This is a genomic window from Agrococcus sp. SGAir0287 (assembly GCF_005484985.1).
Taxonomy (GTDB): Bacteria; Actinomycetota; Actinomycetes; order Actinomycetales; family Microbacteriaceae; genus Agrococcus.
Map to the genome: position 1 here is coordinate 909,801 of NZ_CP027942.1, position 14,168 is coordinate 923,968.

Genomic DNA, 14,168 nt, shown 5'->3' on the forward strand with positions numbered 1-14,168 from the left:
CGTGGAGGATGAGACCGCGGAGAGCGCCGTCGCGGCGCGATGGCTGCGGTTCGCCGAGGTCGAGGGCGACCTGCGCTCGCCGCGCTACGCCGACTGGGCGCGCGGGCTCGCCGCCGACGACGCGCTGCTGGCGCGGCTCGCGCCGCTGACGCGCATCGAGCAGCAGCCGAACCTCGTGCTCTCGGCGATGCGCTTCGCGGGCGTCGACCCGCTGCTCCCGTGGCGCGAGGCGCAAGCGGTCGTGCACGAGCGATGGGATGCCATCGAGGCGTGCGTGCGCAGCCGGCGCACGCAGACGAACGAGGCACGCCGACTCGCGACGCTGCTGCCCGCCTTCGCCTCGTTGCCGCAGCCGATCGCGATCGTCGAGGTGGGTGCATCCATGGGGCTGTGCCTGCAGCCCACGCACTGGTCGTACGCGTTCGCGACGTCCGCGGGCGAGCGGCTCGTCGGCGATCCGTCGGCGTCGCGACTGACGACGCGCCTCGCCGGCGGCGCCGAGCCGCGGATGCCCGACGTGACGTGGTCGGCCGGGCTCGACCTGCATCCGCTCTCCGCGGCGAGCGACGACGATGTGCGCTGGCTCGAGACGCTCATCTGGCCCGTCGGCGACGGGGAGCCGGATCGCGGACGGCTGGAGCGGCTGCACGCCGCCGTCGCCATCGCGCGCGAGCACGGTCCCGTCGTGCACGAAGGCGACCTCGTGCACGACACGAGCACCCTCGTCGAGGCTGCGCGGGGGAGGGCGGCGACGACCGTCGTCTTCCACACGGCCGTGCTCGCCTACGTCGACGCCGCCGGCCGTGAGGCCTTCGCCCGGACGATGCGCGACGGCGACGCCGTCTGGATCTCGAACGAGGGGCTCGGCGTGCTGCCCGCGGTTCGCGAGCAGCTCGACGCGCTCGACGCGCGTCCGGACGCCGCCGACTTCTGCGTCGCGATCGACGAGCATCCGTTCGCGCTGGCCGATGCGCACGGGCGCTGGGTCCGCGTGCTCGAGCGATGAGCCGGGCATAGGCCGGCGGGGTAGGGTTCCGGCGTGCCTGACGACGATCGCGATGCCCTCAGCTGGGAGGGCGACGACGCCGACGAGACGCTCGTGACGGGCGAGCCCGAGCGCACGAGCGGCGCCAGGACCGCCGCGGGGGAGGCCGCCCACGCGACGACGGTCCTGGCGGGTCCCGCGCAGCGCACGCGTGCGATCGCCGGTGCGCTCTTCCTCGTCGTCGCGATCGCGTGGGCGGTCGGCTGGGTGCTCGTCATGCTGCAGAACCCGGCGCAGCAGCAGACCATCCTCGGGCTCGCGATGTACCAGCTCGGCGAGCTCCTGGCGGTGCTGGCGCCCATCGGCTGGTGGCTCGCAGCGCGTCGGCTCGCCGCACAGCCGGTGCCGTGGTGGATCGCGGGCGTCGCCGTCACGGCGCCGTGGCCGCTCGTCGTGGGGGTGCTCGCATGAGCGATCGAGGTGGGCGGGACGAGGACGACGTCGTGGAGCACGAGGACGGACGGGCCGCGACCGACGCGTCGGCATCTGACGATCGGACGCTCGACGCCGACGCGCGTGGGGTCGGGGTCGCCGATTCCGACGTGGAGGAGTCCGCCGCCGACGCGGATGCCGAGGACGCCGACGTCGACGCCGATGCCGATGATTCCGACGAGCGGGTCGAGCGGCGCAGCGACGTCGTGATCGTGACGCTCGTCTTCGTGGTGCTCTTCGGCTACCAGCTGTACGCGGCGGTCTCGAACCTCGTCGCCCTGCCCGAGGTGTACGCCGCCGCGGGCATCGCGGACGCCGTGCCGTGGGCCGTGCTCGCCGCGAACGTCGCGGCGCCCGCCGTCGTCTTCGCGGCCGCAGCCGCGGTCGCGCGCGGCCGACGTCTCGCGGCGCGCGCCGGCCTCCTGCTGCTCGGCTTCGGCATCAGCGCGCAGCTGAGCCTGCTCTTCGAGGAGCTCGCCCGTCAGGCCGCCATCGCGGCGTTCGGATAGCGCCCGGCGATGCTGCACGGTGACGCACTCGGGACCGTCGTCGAGTGGCACGACGACGAGGGATGGGGCCTCGTCGCGCTGGCGACATCGGGCGCGGAGGTGTGGGCCCACTTCTCGATCATCGAGCATCGCGCGTTCGGGTCGCTCGAGGTCGGCGAGGAGGTTCGCGTCTGGTACCAGCCGGGTCCGGAGGCGGGCGCGCTCCACGCCGTGCGGGTGGTCCCGACGACGAACCTCGACGACGCCGTCGTCGAGCCGGAGCCGCCCGGCGAGGCCTACCGCTCCAGCCTGACGGTCGTCGAGGACCCGGACCGGCGGGACCCCTAGATCGTTCGGACGGGATCGCGCGGCATCAGCGCGCGAGCGTCCTCGCCCACCCCGCGTCGTCGGGGACGTCCGCCGCGGCGAGCCCGGCAGGGGGCTCGGCGCCGGGCAGCGGGATCGCCACGATCGCCGTCCATTCCCCCGCCTGCGCCGCGGGCGGGGAGGGGAGTCCGGCGACGAGCGCCATCTCGTCGGCCTCGGTGAGATGCGCGTCGACGAGCAGCGTCTGGCCGTCGCGCGAACGCCGGATCGTCTCCGCGAGGCATGCCTCGAGATCCTGCCTCGCGGTCGCGCCGCCGCGCGGGAGCGCCTGCAGCACGACCTCGCTGCCGTCGTCTGCGGGCGGGTCGACGATCGCCTGCGCGACGAGCGCGCCGTCCCGCAGGAGGGCGACGCTGCGATGCTCGTCGCGCGCGTCGGGTCCGTCGGCGAGCAGGAGGTCGGCGAAGGCCTCGTGCAGCACGGCCGGCTCCGCCGTCGGGCTCCAGGACGCGTGCTGCCGGGCGTAGTGCTCGACGAAGAGCGCAGCGACCGCAGCGCGATCCGCGGCGTCGATGGACACGATCCGAGCGTCGCCGGGGGTGGATCGCGACGCGGCCCAGCGTCGCAGCGCCGGTGACACCGGGTAGCGCCACGGCGGCATGAGCTGCACGACCCGGCCCGCACGCTGCCGCGCGAGGGCCAGCAGGGTCGTGTCGAGCCGGGTCGGCTTGCACCGCAGCGGCAGCGTCGACACGGCGAGCTGCGCGTCGAGCAGCGCGATGGCCACCGCGTCGTCGGCGTCCGGCGACGTCTCGAGGACGAGGGTCCTCACGCCCGGATGCACGCGGTTGTCGATGGCGCGGCAGTGGCCGAGCAGCGCGCCGTCGTCGTCGACCGCGACGAAGGATCGGCGGTTCCCGCCGTCGCGCCACCGATCCCGCTCCAGGTCGAAGGCGGCGGCGAGCGCGTCCGAGGCGGTCGCCGGGCGGACGCGCATCGGGCTCAGATGGCCGCGACGAGCACGAGCGCGCCGAGCACGACCTGCCCGGCTGCGCGCGGTCCGACGGGCACGGCCATCGGGCCGAAGCGCTCGGGGTTCCGCGCCGCGTACGCGTTGGCGGGGAAGACGGCGACGAGCAGGGCGATGAGGCCGATGCCCGCGGCGAAGCGGATGGGCTCCCATGGCGAGAGCAGCCCGAGGCCGCCGATGATCTCGGCGACGCCGGAGACGACGACGAGCGAGCGCGGCGAGCGGATGCCCGTGCCGCGCAGCCCGGGCGGGATCATCGCCTCCATGCCGCGGCGCACGCGCGGCACGAAGTGCAGCGCGCCCATGGCGACGAAGACGACGGCGAGCACGATGCGCAGCACCCACTGCACGATCTCGAAGGCATCCATCGCCTCCATCCTCCCGCACGCGCGCGCGTCACCCGACCATCGGGGAGGGCGTCCGCGTGCGTCAGCGCGGCGGCATCGGCGCGCCCGGAGCGGGCGGACCCGCGGGCGGCCACGGCACCTGGCCCTGCATCGGCGGCACCATCTGCGGCGCGCCGTAGCCCTGCGCGGGCGGCTGCGGCTGCAGCTGCGGCACGGGCTGCGCGACGAGCTGCTGCGACTGCGGCGTCGAGCCGGGGCCGTCGCCGATCGGCTCGACCGTCACCGCGGTGCCGTACGCGCAGATCTCCGTCCACGCCTGCGCGATCTCGTTCGCGTCGAAGCGCATCGCGAGGATCGCGTTCGCGCCGCGCCGCTGCGCCTCCTCGACCATGCGGCCCATGACCTGCATGCGCGACTCGAAGAGCATCTGGGTGAACTCGGGGATCTCGCCGCCGCCGATCGCTCGCAGGCCCGCGACCCACGTCGTGCCCGCGTCGCGGCTGCGCACCGTGAGGCCCATGACCTCTCCGTGCACCGCGAGCACGCGGAAGCCGGGCAGGTCGTTCGTCGTGACGATGATCATGCGCTCGAGCCTTCCGCATGACGCTGCGAGTCCGCCATGCCGCGCCCGCTCGGACGTCTCGGTAGGCTCGAGCAGGCACCGCGTGCGTGCCGTCTCCGCATCGCACATCCCAGGAGCATCCGCGTGTCCAAGCCCGTCGTCCTCATCGCCGAGACCCTCTCGAGCGCCACCATCGACGCACTCGGACCCGACTTCGAGGTCCGCCACGTCGACGGCACCGACCGCCCCGCGCTGCTCGCGGCGCTCGCCGACGCGAACGCCCTGCTCGTGCGCTCGGCGACGCAGGTGGATGCGGAGGCCCTCGCGGCCGCACCGCGCCTGCAGGTGGTCGCGCGCGCCGGCGTCGGCCTCGACAACGTCGACGTGCCCGCCTCGACGAAGGCCGGCGTCATGGTCGTCAACGCGCCGACGTCGAACATCATCTCCGCCGCCGAGCTCGCGATCGCCCACATCCTCGGCCTCGCCCGGCACCTGCCCGAGGCGCACGCGTCGCTGAAGGCGGGGGAGTGGAAGCGCAGCCGCTTCACGGGCGTCGAGCTGTACGAGAAGACGATCGGCATCGTCGGCCTCGGCCGCATCGGCGTGCTCGTCGCCGAGCGCCTCGCAGGCTTCGGCGTGCGCCTCATCGCCTTCGACCCGTACGTGAGCCCCGCGCGCGCCGCGCAGCTGGGCGTCGAGCTGCGCACGCTCGACGAGCTCATGGCGGAGTCCGACTTCATCACGATCCACATCCCGCGCACGCCCGAGACCACGGGCCTCATCGGAGCGCAGCAGCTCGCGCTCGCGAAGCCGACGCTGCGCATCGTCAACGCGAGCCGCGGCGGCATCGTCGACGAGGGTGCGCTCGCCGACGCCCTCCGGGAGGGCCGCATCGCGGGCGCCGGCCTCGACGTGTTCGTCTCGGAGCCGCCGAAGGACGACGCGCTCACGTCGCTGCCGACGATCCAGGTGACGCCGCACCTGGGGGCATCGACCGACGAGGCGCAGGAGAAGGCGGGCGTCGCCGTCGCGAAGTCCGTGCGCCTCGCGCTCGCGGGCGACCTCGTGCCGGATGCTGTGAACGTCGCAGGCGGCGTCATCGACCCGTACGTGCGCCCCGGCATCGGCCTCGCCGAGCAGCTCGGGCAGTTCGCCGCCGGGCTCGCAGCCGGCCCCGTCGAGTCGGTCGACGTCGAGGTGCACGGCGAGCTCGCGCAGTACGACGTCAAGGTGCTGCGCCTCGGGGCGCTCAAGGGCTTCTTCTCGCGCATCGTGAGCGAGCAGGGCGTCACGTTCGTGAACGCACCCGTCATCGCGCAGGAGCGCGGCGTCACGAGCGAGCTGACGGTCGACGAGCGCAGCGACGAGTACCGCAACACCGTCTCGGTGATCGCGGCCACGAGCGACGGCCAGCGCGTCTCCGTCACGGGCACGCTCACGGGGCCGAAGCAGGTGGCGAAGATCGTCGCCGTCAACGGCCACGACGTCGAGGTGCCGTTCGCGGCGCATCACGTCGTCATGACCTACGAGGACCGCCCCGGCATCGTCGCGATCTACGGCCGCGCGTTCGGCGAGGCGGCCATCAACATCGCCGGCATGCAGATCGCCCGCACGACGGCGGGCGGCAAGGCCCTGTCGATCCTCACGATCGACCAGGCGGCGCCCGAGGCCCTGCTCGCCGAGATCGGCGAGGCGATCGAGGCGGACTCGATCCGTCAGATCGACATCGTCGAGCTCTGACGGGACCGAGCGGGGAGGCGGCCGCGCTGGACCGTGTCGTGGGTCGCGGCTAGCGTCGCGGGCATGCACGCATCGCAGTCGGATCCGACCCGCATCGTCCTCGTCCCGGGCTTCTGGCTCGGGGCATGGGCGTGGGACGACGTCGCCGAGCGGCTCCGCGCCGCCGGGCACGAGACGATCGCTCTCACGCTCCCCGGCCTCGAGCGCGGCAGCGACCCGGGCGCCGTCACGTTCGAGAGCCACGTCGACGCCATCCGCGCCGCGATCGGCGACGGCCCCGCCGTGCTCGTGTCGCACTCGGGCTCGGCAGGCGCCGCGACCGCCGCGGTCGATCGAGCACCGGATGCCGTGCGGCACGTCGTGTGGGTCGACACGAGCCCCGTCGCCGACGGCTACGCGATGGATCCCGACCTCGAGGGCGACGGCCTCGCGCTCGATGCCGTGTGGGAGGACGAGCTCGAGGGCGGCTCGATGCGCGATCTCACCGACGAGCAGCTCGCGACCTTCCGCAAGCGGGCGGTGCTCGAGCCCGGCGCGATCGTGCGCACGTCCGTGTCGCTGCACGACGAGCGGCGGCTCGACGTGCCGCAGACGCTCGTCGCGACCGCCTTCTCGGGCGAGGAGTACCGGTCGTACGCCGAGCAGGGCGCTCGCTTCCTCGCGGGCCTCGGCGAGCAGCGCGCGCTGACGATCGTCGACCTGCCGACGGGCCATTGGCCGATGTGGTCGAAGCCCGCCGAGCTCGCATCGATCATCGCCGAGCGCGCCGCCTGAGCGGGCGGCGCCCGCGGCGTCAGGGGTCAAGCTCGTCGTTTCGACACGCCGTGTCGCGGCTGCTTGGGCGTCGCCAAATGCTCACTAAGTTCAGGTCATGGTCGCGACGCCTCGCTCTGATCAGGCCAGTTTGATCTCTACGGGCGTTGTCGCACGCCTCCTCGGGCTGAGTCCCGATTCCATACGCGGGATGATCGACCTAGGGACACTGCCCGAACCCCAGTGGATGACGCTCGGCCGCCGTATTGAGCGTGTCTACAGTCAAGAGTGGGTACTGCTTGCTCTTGACCAGCTGGCGGAACGACGGCTGCCCGGCTTCGAGCGACTCCGGAGCCCGTTCGTTCCGCCAGGCGTCACCCAGTTCGTTGTTCGTTTCGACAGCGGCGCCTGGACGCTCGAAGAACTCGTTTCGACGTTGACAGCGACCCAACGACTCTGGCATCTCTGCAATGATGCGGTTGGAGTCCCTGACGCTGATCGGGAGCCCATCGTCGTTCAGCGACTGCAGGCTGGGTCGCCTCTCGATCTGCTGATCGCTGTCAGTAATGCCGCGGGCCTAAGCACTCCGCCGGCAGCCGTTGCACTACTCATCTGGATTCTGAAGAACCCGGACAAGGTGAGCGGGATCTTGCCCAACTTCATCGCCGGATGGCATGAGGGTTGGGCACGAGTCCATAAGGGAAAGTTGGAGCGCCTGCAGGCGAAAGTAGATTTCGACGATGAGGTCCGTTCCATCAGGGCCGACATGAAGTCGACGCCCATCGCGACTGAGTTCGCCGAGCGCGATGAAGAATCGTTGGCACTGGAGCCGCCGCCAAAGAAGCCAAAGATCACGGGCCACGAACTAGATGCGCCGGCTTCGGACCCAGAGCTCGGTCCGTAGACCCGAGCCGTTCCGAAAGATGGCGTCAGTCGCGGGTGCGGCGCACGATGTCGTCGACGGCGGCGACGATGCGCTCGACGTCGTCGTCGCTCGGCGCCCACGCGGGGTCGAGGCCCGAGCGCAGGTAGATGCCGTCGCTCATGAGAGCCACGACGGGCGCGAGGTCGTCGCCGATCGCGTCGGCGAGCACGCTGCGGTAGCCGTCGTCGACGCTCTGCAGCGCCTCGCGCAGCGACGGATGCTGCTCGGACTGGATGAGTCGGAAGCCGGCGACGAACGCGCGGTCGATCGCGGTTTCGCGCACGATGGAGCCGCGGATGAAGCGGGCCACCGGATCCACCTCGCCGCGCAGCGACTCGGCGTCCTCGGCGCCGAGCGCGGCGAGCCGCGCCGCGAGGCCCTCGACGAGCGCCTCGCGGGAGCCGAAGTGGTAGAGCAGCCCGCCCTTCGAGACGCCGGCCTGCTCGGCCACGGCCTGCAGCGTCGCAGCGCGCTCGCCCTGCTCGACCACCACCTCGACGAACGCGTCGAGGATCGCTTCGCGGGCCGTGGGTCGTTCGGGCATGCCTCCAGCATACGTTGCCGACTGTACCGTCCAGACGGTACAGTATGAGCCATGTCCACGATCCAGACCGAGAGCGCACGCGCCGGCGTACGCGAGTGGATCGCGCTCGCCGTGCTCATGCTGCCCGTGCTCCTCGTCGCGATCGACAACACCGTGCTCGCCTTCGCGCTGCCCGAGATCGCCGGTGCGCTCGAGCCCACGGGTGCGCAGCAGCTCTGGATGGTCGACGTCTATCCGCTCGTGCTCGCGGGCCTGCTCGTGCCGATGGGCGTGCTTGGCGACCGCTTCGGTCGACGTCGGCTGCTGCTCGTCGGCGCCGTGGGCTTCGGCATCGTGTCGGTGCTGTGCGCCTTCGCCCCCACGGCCGAGGCGCTCATCGCCGGCCGCGCGCTGCAGGGCCTCTTCGGCGCGACGCTCATGCCCTCGACGATGTCGCTGCTGCGCAGCCTGTTCCGCGACCGCGTGCAGCGCCGTCTCGCGATCGCCATCTGGGCGACCGGCTTCTCCGTCGGCTCGGCCGTCGGGCCCGCCGTCGGCGGCCTGCTGCTCGCGCACCTCTGGTGGGGCAGCATCTTCCTGCTCGCCGTCCCGCTGCTCGTGCCCATGCTCGTGCTCGTGCCGCTGCTCGTGCGCGAGAGCCGCGACGAGGCTGCACCGCGCGTCGACGTGCTCGGCATCGTGCTCGCGATGCTGACGCTCGCGCCGCTCGCGGCAGCCATCAAGCACGTCGCGACCGACGGCGTCGACGTCGTGGCCGTCGGGCTCGGCGCCCTCGCGGCCGTGTCCGGCGCGCTGTTCGTGCGTCGCATGGATCGCGCCGAGCAGCCGATGCTCGACCTCGGGCTGCTGCGCGACCGCGCGTTCTCGACCGCGGTGCTCGTGAACCTGCTCTCGGTCGTCGCCCTCGTCGGCTTCCTCTTCTTCCTCACGCAGCATCTGCAGCTCGTCGTGGGGCTCTCGACGCTCGACGCGGCCCTCGTGCTGCTGCCGGGCACCGCGGCGATGGTCCTCGCGGGCCTCGGCTCCGTGCGGCTCGTGCGCCGCATCCGCCAGGAGCTCGTGATCGTCGGCGCGCTCGTCGCCTCCACGATCGCCTACGTCACGGTCGCGGTCCTCGGCGCCGACATCACGGTCGCCGCGATCGCGGCGGCGTTCGCGCTGCTGGGCGCGGGCATCGGCGCGGCCGAGACGCTCTCGAACGACCTCGTGCTCGCGAGCGCACCCGTCGACAAGGCGGGTGCGGCGGCCGGCGTCTCCGAGACAGCCTACGAGCTCGGCGCGGTGCTCGGCACCGCCGTCCTCGGCGGGATCCTCACGGCCGCGTACCAGGCGGCGCTCGTCGTGCCGCAGGGGGTGAGCGCCGCGGATGCCGCCCGGGCGGGCGAGACGCTCAGCGGCGGCATCCACGTCGCCGACGCCATCGGCGGGTCCACCGGCGCCGCGCTCGCTGAGGCCGCACGGCACGCATTCGACGCCGGCGTCGTGTGGACCGCCGGCGTGGGAGCGCTGCTCATCGCGTCCGCGGCCGTGCTCACCTGGGTGCGCCTCGTCCGCGGTCGCGGGATCGCCCCGACGGGGACGATCCCACGCCAGGACGCGCGCTAGACGAGGTCGTCGCGGTGCTGGACGCGGTCGACGCGTGCACCCGTGGCGGGGTCGACGGTCGTCGAGCTGACGGTGCGCGATCGTCCGCGCGCCATCTGGATGGCGCCCGCGATCGTCACGAGCACGCCCGCGCCGATGAGGATGTAGCCGATCAGGGCCCAGTCGACGCCCGGGACCTGCCAGAGGCCGGGGACCGCGAACGCGACGATGGCGCCCACGGCGAGCAGGAAGATGCCGAATCCGAGCATGGTCGCTCTCCTTCCGGTCGGCGAGCGCGGACGCGCTCTGCGTGGGGCCGACGGTAGCCCGGCTCGCGCGACGTCGTCCCGCGCTGGACAGGGATGCCCCGTATGTGCTTGCAGTGCACGGCGACCGCCACTCGGATGCCGGCGGCGTGCTCGTGCGCATCCCGCCCGTCGGTAGGCTCGGGGGTCGAGGAGGTACGCGTGGAGCAGCTGCGACTCGCCGTCATCGGAGGCGACGGCATCGGACCGGAGGTCACGGCCGAGGCGAGGAAGGTGCTGCGCGCCGCGCTCGCGGGCTCCGTCGAGCTCGTCGAGACCGAGCTCACGCTCGGCGCCGCCCACTTCCTCTCCACCGGCGAGGTCCTCTCCGACGAGACGCTCGCCGAGATCGCGCGCCACGACGCCATCCTGCTCGGCGCCGTCGGCGGCGACCCGACGGACCCGCGCCTCGCCGGCGGCATCATCGAGCGCGGCCTGCTGCTGCGCCTGCGCTTCGCGTTCGACCACTACGTCAACCTGCGCCCCACGGCCCTGCATCCCGCCGTCGAGAGCCCGCTGCGCGACCCGGGCGCCGTCGACTTCGTCGTCGTGCGCGAGGGCACCGAGGGGCCGTACGTCGGCAATGGCGGCTCGATCCGCACCGGCACGCCGCACGAGATCGCGAACGAGACGAGCGTCAACACGGCCTACGGCGTCGAGCGGGTCGTGCGCTACGCGTTCGACGTCGCCGAGCGGCGCAGCAAGCGGCTCACCCTCGTGCACAAGACGAACGTGCTCACCCACGCGGGCGGCCTGTGGCGTCGCATCACCGACGCCGTCGCCGCCGAGCACCCCGACGTGGCCGTCGACTACCTGCACGTCGACGCCGCCACCATCTTCCTCGTCGACCGGCCGAGCCGGTTCGACGTCATCGTCACCGACAACCTCTTCGGCGACATCCTCACCGACCTCGCCGGCGCGATCGCCGGCGGCATCGGGCTCGCAGCGTCGGGGAACATCAACCCCGACGGCACCTTCCCGAGCATGTTCGAGCCCGTGCACGGCTCCGCGCCCGACATCGCGGGCACCGGCACGGCCGATCCCACCGCGGCGATCCTGTCCGCAGCCCTGCTCGCCGAGCACCGGGGCTGGGACGACGTCGCGAGGCGCATCCGCGACGCCGTCGATCAGGACGTCGCGAGCCGCCCGGCATCCACCTCCACCACCGAGACCGGCGATCGCATCGCGGCGCTCGTCGCAGCCGCCTGAGGAGTCACAATGGCCCTGCAGTTCACGACCACCCCGTCCGCCGCCGCGAAGGCCCAGGCCGAGCGCGAGCGAGTGCTCGCCGACCCGGGGTTCGGCAAGCACTTCACCGACCACATGGCCGTCATCGACTGGACCGTCGAGGACGGCTGGCACGACGCCCGCATCCAGCCCTACGGACCCTTCCAGGTCGACCCGGCCTCCGCCGTGCTGCACTACGGGCAGGAGATCTTCGAGGGCCTCAAGGCCTACCGGCGCGACGACGGGTCGGTGTGGACGTTCCGCCCCGATCAGAATGCGGCGCGCATGCAGCGCTCGGCGCAGCGCCTCGCGCTGCCCGAGCTGCCGACGGAGGACTTCGTGGAGTCGCTGCGCCGCCTCGTCGAGATCGACGAGGCGTGGGTGCCCTCGGGCGGCGAGGACTCGCTGTACCTGCGGCCGTTCATGATCGCCAACGAGGTGTTCCTCGGCGTGCGTGCGGCGCAGACGGTGCTGTTCTCGGTGATCGCGAGCCCCGCCGGCCCATACTTCCCCGCCGGCGTGAAGCCCGTCTCGATCTGGCTCTCCCGCGAGTACGCGCGCGCCGGCAAGGGCGGCACGGGCGCGGCGAAGTGCGGCGGCAACTACGCGTCGAGCCTGCTGCCGACGCAGGAGGCGTTCGCGAACGGCTGCGCGCAGGTGCTCTTCCTCGACGAGTCGGGCGAGGCGAACCTCGAGGAGCTCGGCGGCATGAACGTCGTGCTCGTGAAGGCCGACGGCACGCTCGTGACCCCGCGCTCCGAGTCGATCCTCGACGGCATCACGCGCAACTCGCTGCTCGACATCGCCCGCGACCTCGGCCACGCCGTCGAGCACCGACCCGTGACGCTCGCCGAGTGGCGCGACGGGTTCGCGTCGGGCGAGATCGTCGAGGCGTTCGCGTGCGGCACGGCAGCCGTGATCACGCCGATCGGCGCGATCAAGGCGAAGGACGCGGGCGACGCGTTCGGCGATCCCGAGGCGCCCGCGGGCGAGGTCACGATGCGGCTGCGCACGGCGCTCACCGACATCCAGTACGGCCGCGCCGCGGACACGCGCGGCTGGATGACGCAGCTCACGGGCGCGCGCTGATGCGCATCGTCCGCGCCTCGCACGAGGGCCGCATCGTCTTCGGCATCGTCGACGAGACCGACGTCGTCGTGCTCGCGGGCGACCCGCTGTTCGCCGGCTTCGACACGACGGGGGAGCGCATCCCGCTGTCGAAGGCCCAGCTCCTCGCGCCCGTGATCCCGCGGTCGAAGGTCGTCGGCATCGGCCGCAACTACGCCGCGCACGCAGCGGAGCTCGGCAACGACGTGCCCGAGAGCCCGCTGGTCTTCCTGAAGCCGAACACGTCGGTCATCGGCCCGGGCGATCCGATCGTGCTGCCGCCCGAGTCGTCGAACGTGCACTTCGAGGGCGAGCTCGCCCTCGTCGTCGGCCGCGTCTCGCGGCGCGTGGCCAAGGCGGATGCGCTCGACCACGTCTTCGGCTGGACGATCGCGAACGACGTGACGGCGCGCGACCTGCAGCAGTCGGATGGGCAGTGGTGGCGGGCGAAGGGCTTCGACACGTTCTGCCCGCTCGGCCCCGGCATCGAGACCGACCTCGACGTCGCCGACGTGCTCGTCGAGACCCGGCTCGACGGGGAGACGAAGCAGTCGGGATCCACGAAGGACCTCATCTTCGACATCCCGACGCTCGTCGAGCACGTGACGGCGGCCATGACGCTGCTGCCCGGCGACGTGATCCTCACGGGGACGCCCGCGGGCGTCGGCCCGATGACGGCGGGGCAGGTCGTCGAGGTGTCGATCGCTGGTCTCGGCACGCTGCGCAACCCCGTCGTGCAGGGCTGACGCCGCCCATGGCGCTCGTGCCGCGGTCGGCGCTCGCGGGCGTCGCCGCCTGCGTCGGCGTCGCGCTCGCGGGGCTCGGCCTCCACCATGCGCTGCTCGCCGCGGGCGTCGACGTGCCGTGGCTCACGCTGTCCGTGCTGCTGGGCCTCGCGCTGGGGCAGACGCCGCTCGCGGCGGATGCTCGACTCGTGCCCGGCGCGAAGGTCGCCGGGCGCACGCTCATGCGCGCGGGCATCGTCCTGCTCGGCCTGCAGGTGGTGGTCGCCGACGTCGTCGCGCTCGGTCCTGTGCTCGTCGTCGCCGTCGTGGCGCTCGTGGGCGTCGCGTTCGCGCTCACGTGGTCGCTCGCTCGACTCGCGGGGATGAGCCCCGACCAGCGGGTGCTCATGGCTGCGGGCTTCTCGATCTGCGGCGCATCCGCCATCGGCGCGGTGGCGCAGGCGCGCGGCGCGTCGGAGCGCGACCAGGCGACGCCCGTCGCGCTCGTCACGCTGTGCGGCACGGCGGCGATCGGCGTGCTGCCGCTGCTGCGCGTGCCGCTCGGGCTCGACGACGCCGCGTTCGGCGCATGGACGGGGGCGAGCGTGCACGACGTCGGCCAGGTCGTCGCCACCGCGGCGATCGCGGGCCCCGGCGCCCTCGCGCTCGCCGTCGTCGTGAAGCTCGTGCGCGTCGTGACGCTCGCACCCATGACGGCGCTCGTCGCCGCACGTCGCCGCCGGTCGGGCGACGCGTCGGGCGAGCGGCCGCCGATCGTGCCGCTGTTCGTCGTCGGCTTCCTCGTCGCGGCCGCCGTGCGCGCGCTCGTGCCGCTGCCGAATGCGGTGCTCGAGGTCGTCGGCTTCGTGCAGCAGCTGCTGCTCGCCTCAGCGCTCGTCGGGCTGCTGTCGCGCGTCCGTCTCGTCGACCTCGTGCGGCAGGACTGGCGCGGCGTGCTCGTGGCGGTCGGCGCATCCGCGTGCATCGCGGCGATCGCGCTCGCGATCGTCGCGCTGGTATAGCGAGC

The 14,168-nt window shown here is 72.9% G+C and carries 17 protein-coding genes; 12 read left to right on the plus strand and 5 right to left on the minus strand.

What is annotated here, in order from left to right:
• Window position 1: 1 nt before the first annotated feature.
• The 4 genes from C1N71_RS04240 to C1N71_RS04255 are packed head-to-tail and all read left to right on the plus strand — an operon-like array spanning window position 2 to window position 2,313.
• Window positions 2-1,006, plus strand: a complete 1,005-nt coding sequence (locus C1N71_RS04240) for a DUF2332 domain-containing protein (protein ID WP_175414095.1) — start codon at window positions 2-4, stop codon at window positions 1,004-1,006.
• 33 nt (window positions 1,007-1,039) lie between these two features.
• Entirely contained in the window at window positions 1,040-1,456 is a 417-nt protein-coding gene (locus C1N71_RS04245; protein ID WP_137755274.1) for a hypothetical protein, read from the plus strand.
• The gene (locus C1N71_RS04250; RefSeq protein WP_137755275.1) at window positions 1,453-1,986 is read left to right on the plus strand and encodes a hypothetical protein; all 534 of its coding nucleotides are present in this window, start codon (window positions 1,453-1,455) and stop codon (window positions 1,984-1,986) included. Before C1N71_RS04245 ends, C1N71_RS04250 begins: the two co-directional genes overlap by 4 nt.
• Before the next feature lie 9 nt (window positions 1,987-1,995).
• Complete coding sequence (locus C1N71_RS04255; RefSeq protein WP_137755276.1) at window positions 1,996-2,313, plus strand: cold-shock protein; 318 nt, start codon at window positions 1,996-1,998, stop codon at window positions 2,311-2,313.
• A gap of 25 nt (window positions 2,314-2,338) precedes the next feature.
• On the opposite strand, the gene C1N71_RS04260 is transcribed toward C1N71_RS04255, so the two are convergent.
• The 3 genes from C1N71_RS04260 to C1N71_RS04270 form a co-directional block, all read right to left on the minus strand.
• Window positions 2,339-3,289 (minus strand): hypothetical protein, encoded by a 951-nt coding sequence (locus tag C1N71_RS04260; protein WP_137755277.1) that lies wholly within the window; start codon window positions 3,287-3,289, stop codon window positions 2,339-2,341.
• A gap of 5 nt (window positions 3,290-3,294) precedes the next feature.
• A complete protein-coding gene (locus tag C1N71_RS04265) occupies window positions 3,295-3,690 on the minus strand; it encodes a DoxX family protein (RefSeq protein WP_137755278.1) in 396 nt (131 codons plus the stop codon).
• Between the two features lie 61 nt (window positions 3,691-3,751).
• Complete coding sequence (locus C1N71_RS04270; protein ID WP_137755279.1) at window positions 3,752-4,252, minus strand: YbjQ family protein; 501 nt, start codon at window positions 4,250-4,252, stop codon at window positions 3,752-3,754.
• A 123-nt stretch (window positions 4,253-4,375) separates the two neighbouring features.
• Here C1N71_RS04270 and serA point away from each other — a divergent pair, with 123 nt between their 5' ends.
• The 3 genes from serA to C1N71_RS04285 all read left to right on the plus strand — a co-directional run bounded on the left by serA (window position 4,376) and on the right by C1N71_RS04285 (window position 7,628).
• Window positions 4,376-5,971 carry a phosphoglycerate dehydrogenase gene (gene serA, locus C1N71_RS04275; RefSeq protein WP_137755280.1) on the plus strand — a complete coding sequence of 532 codons (1,596 nt, stop codon included), beginning with the start codon at window positions 4,376-4,378 and terminating at the stop codon, window positions 5,969-5,971.
• Window positions 5,972-6,034: 63 nt separating this feature from the next.
• Window positions 6,035-6,745, plus strand: coding sequence for an alpha/beta fold hydrolase (locus C1N71_RS04280; RefSeq protein WP_137755281.1), 711 nt, complete (start codon window positions 6,035-6,037; stop codon window positions 6,743-6,745).
• A 190-nt stretch (window positions 6,746-6,935) separates the two neighbouring features.
• Window positions 6,936-7,628, plus strand: a complete 693-nt coding sequence (locus C1N71_RS04285; RefSeq protein WP_137755282.1) for a hypothetical protein — start codon at window positions 6,936-6,938, stop codon at window positions 7,626-7,628.
• Between the two features lie 25 nt (window positions 7,629-7,653).
• Here C1N71_RS04285 and C1N71_RS15430 read toward each other — a convergent pair whose 3' ends face one another.
• Window positions 7,654-8,193 carry a TetR/AcrR family transcriptional regulator gene (locus tag C1N71_RS15430; RefSeq protein WP_137755283.1) on the minus strand — a complete coding sequence of 180 codons (540 nt, stop codon included), beginning with the start codon at window positions 8,191-8,193 and terminating at the stop codon, window positions 7,654-7,656.
• A 51-nt stretch (window positions 8,194-8,244) separates the two neighbouring features.
• Between C1N71_RS15430 and C1N71_RS04295 the strand changes: the two genes are divergently transcribed.
• Entirely contained in the window at window positions 8,245-9,798 is a 1,554-nt protein-coding gene (locus C1N71_RS04295) for an MFS transporter (RefSeq protein ID WP_137755284.1), read from the plus strand.
• Here C1N71_RS04295 and C1N71_RS04300 read toward each other — a convergent pair.
• Complete coding sequence (locus tag C1N71_RS04300) at window positions 9,795-10,046, minus strand: DUF6458 family protein (protein ID WP_137755285.1); 252 nt, start codon at window positions 10,044-10,046, stop codon at window positions 9,795-9,797. The genes C1N71_RS04295 and C1N71_RS04300 overlap by 4 nt on opposite strands.
• A 198-nt stretch (window positions 10,047-10,244) precedes the next feature.
• On the opposite strand from C1N71_RS04300, the gene C1N71_RS04305 reads away from it, so the two are divergent.
• From C1N71_RS04305 to C1N71_RS04320, 4 genes are read left to right on the plus strand one after another with little or no spacing between them, the layout of a single operon-like run.
• The gene (locus tag C1N71_RS04305) at window positions 10,245-11,291 is read left to right on the plus strand and encodes a 3-isopropylmalate dehydrogenase (RefSeq protein WP_254678093.1); all 1,047 of its coding nucleotides are present in this window, start codon (window positions 10,245-10,247) and stop codon (window positions 11,289-11,291) included.
• A gap of 9 nt (window positions 11,292-11,300) precedes the next feature.
• Window positions 11,301-12,398 (plus strand): branched-chain amino acid aminotransferase, encoded by a 1,098-nt coding sequence (locus C1N71_RS04310; protein ID WP_137755286.1) that lies wholly within the window; start codon window positions 11,301-11,303, stop codon window positions 12,396-12,398.
• A complete protein-coding gene (locus tag C1N71_RS04315; protein ID WP_137755287.1) occupies window positions 12,398-13,162 on the plus strand; it encodes a fumarylacetoacetate hydrolase family protein in 765 nt (254 codons plus the stop codon). Before C1N71_RS04310 ends, C1N71_RS04315 begins: the two co-directional genes overlap by 1 nt.
• A gap of 8 nt (window positions 13,163-13,170) precedes the next feature.
• On the plus strand, window positions 13,171-14,163 hold the full coding sequence (locus C1N71_RS04320; protein WP_137755288.1) for a YeiH family protein: 993 nt from the start codon (window positions 13,171-13,173) through the stop codon (window positions 14,161-14,163).
• Window positions 14,164-14,168: the final 5 nt, after the last annotated feature.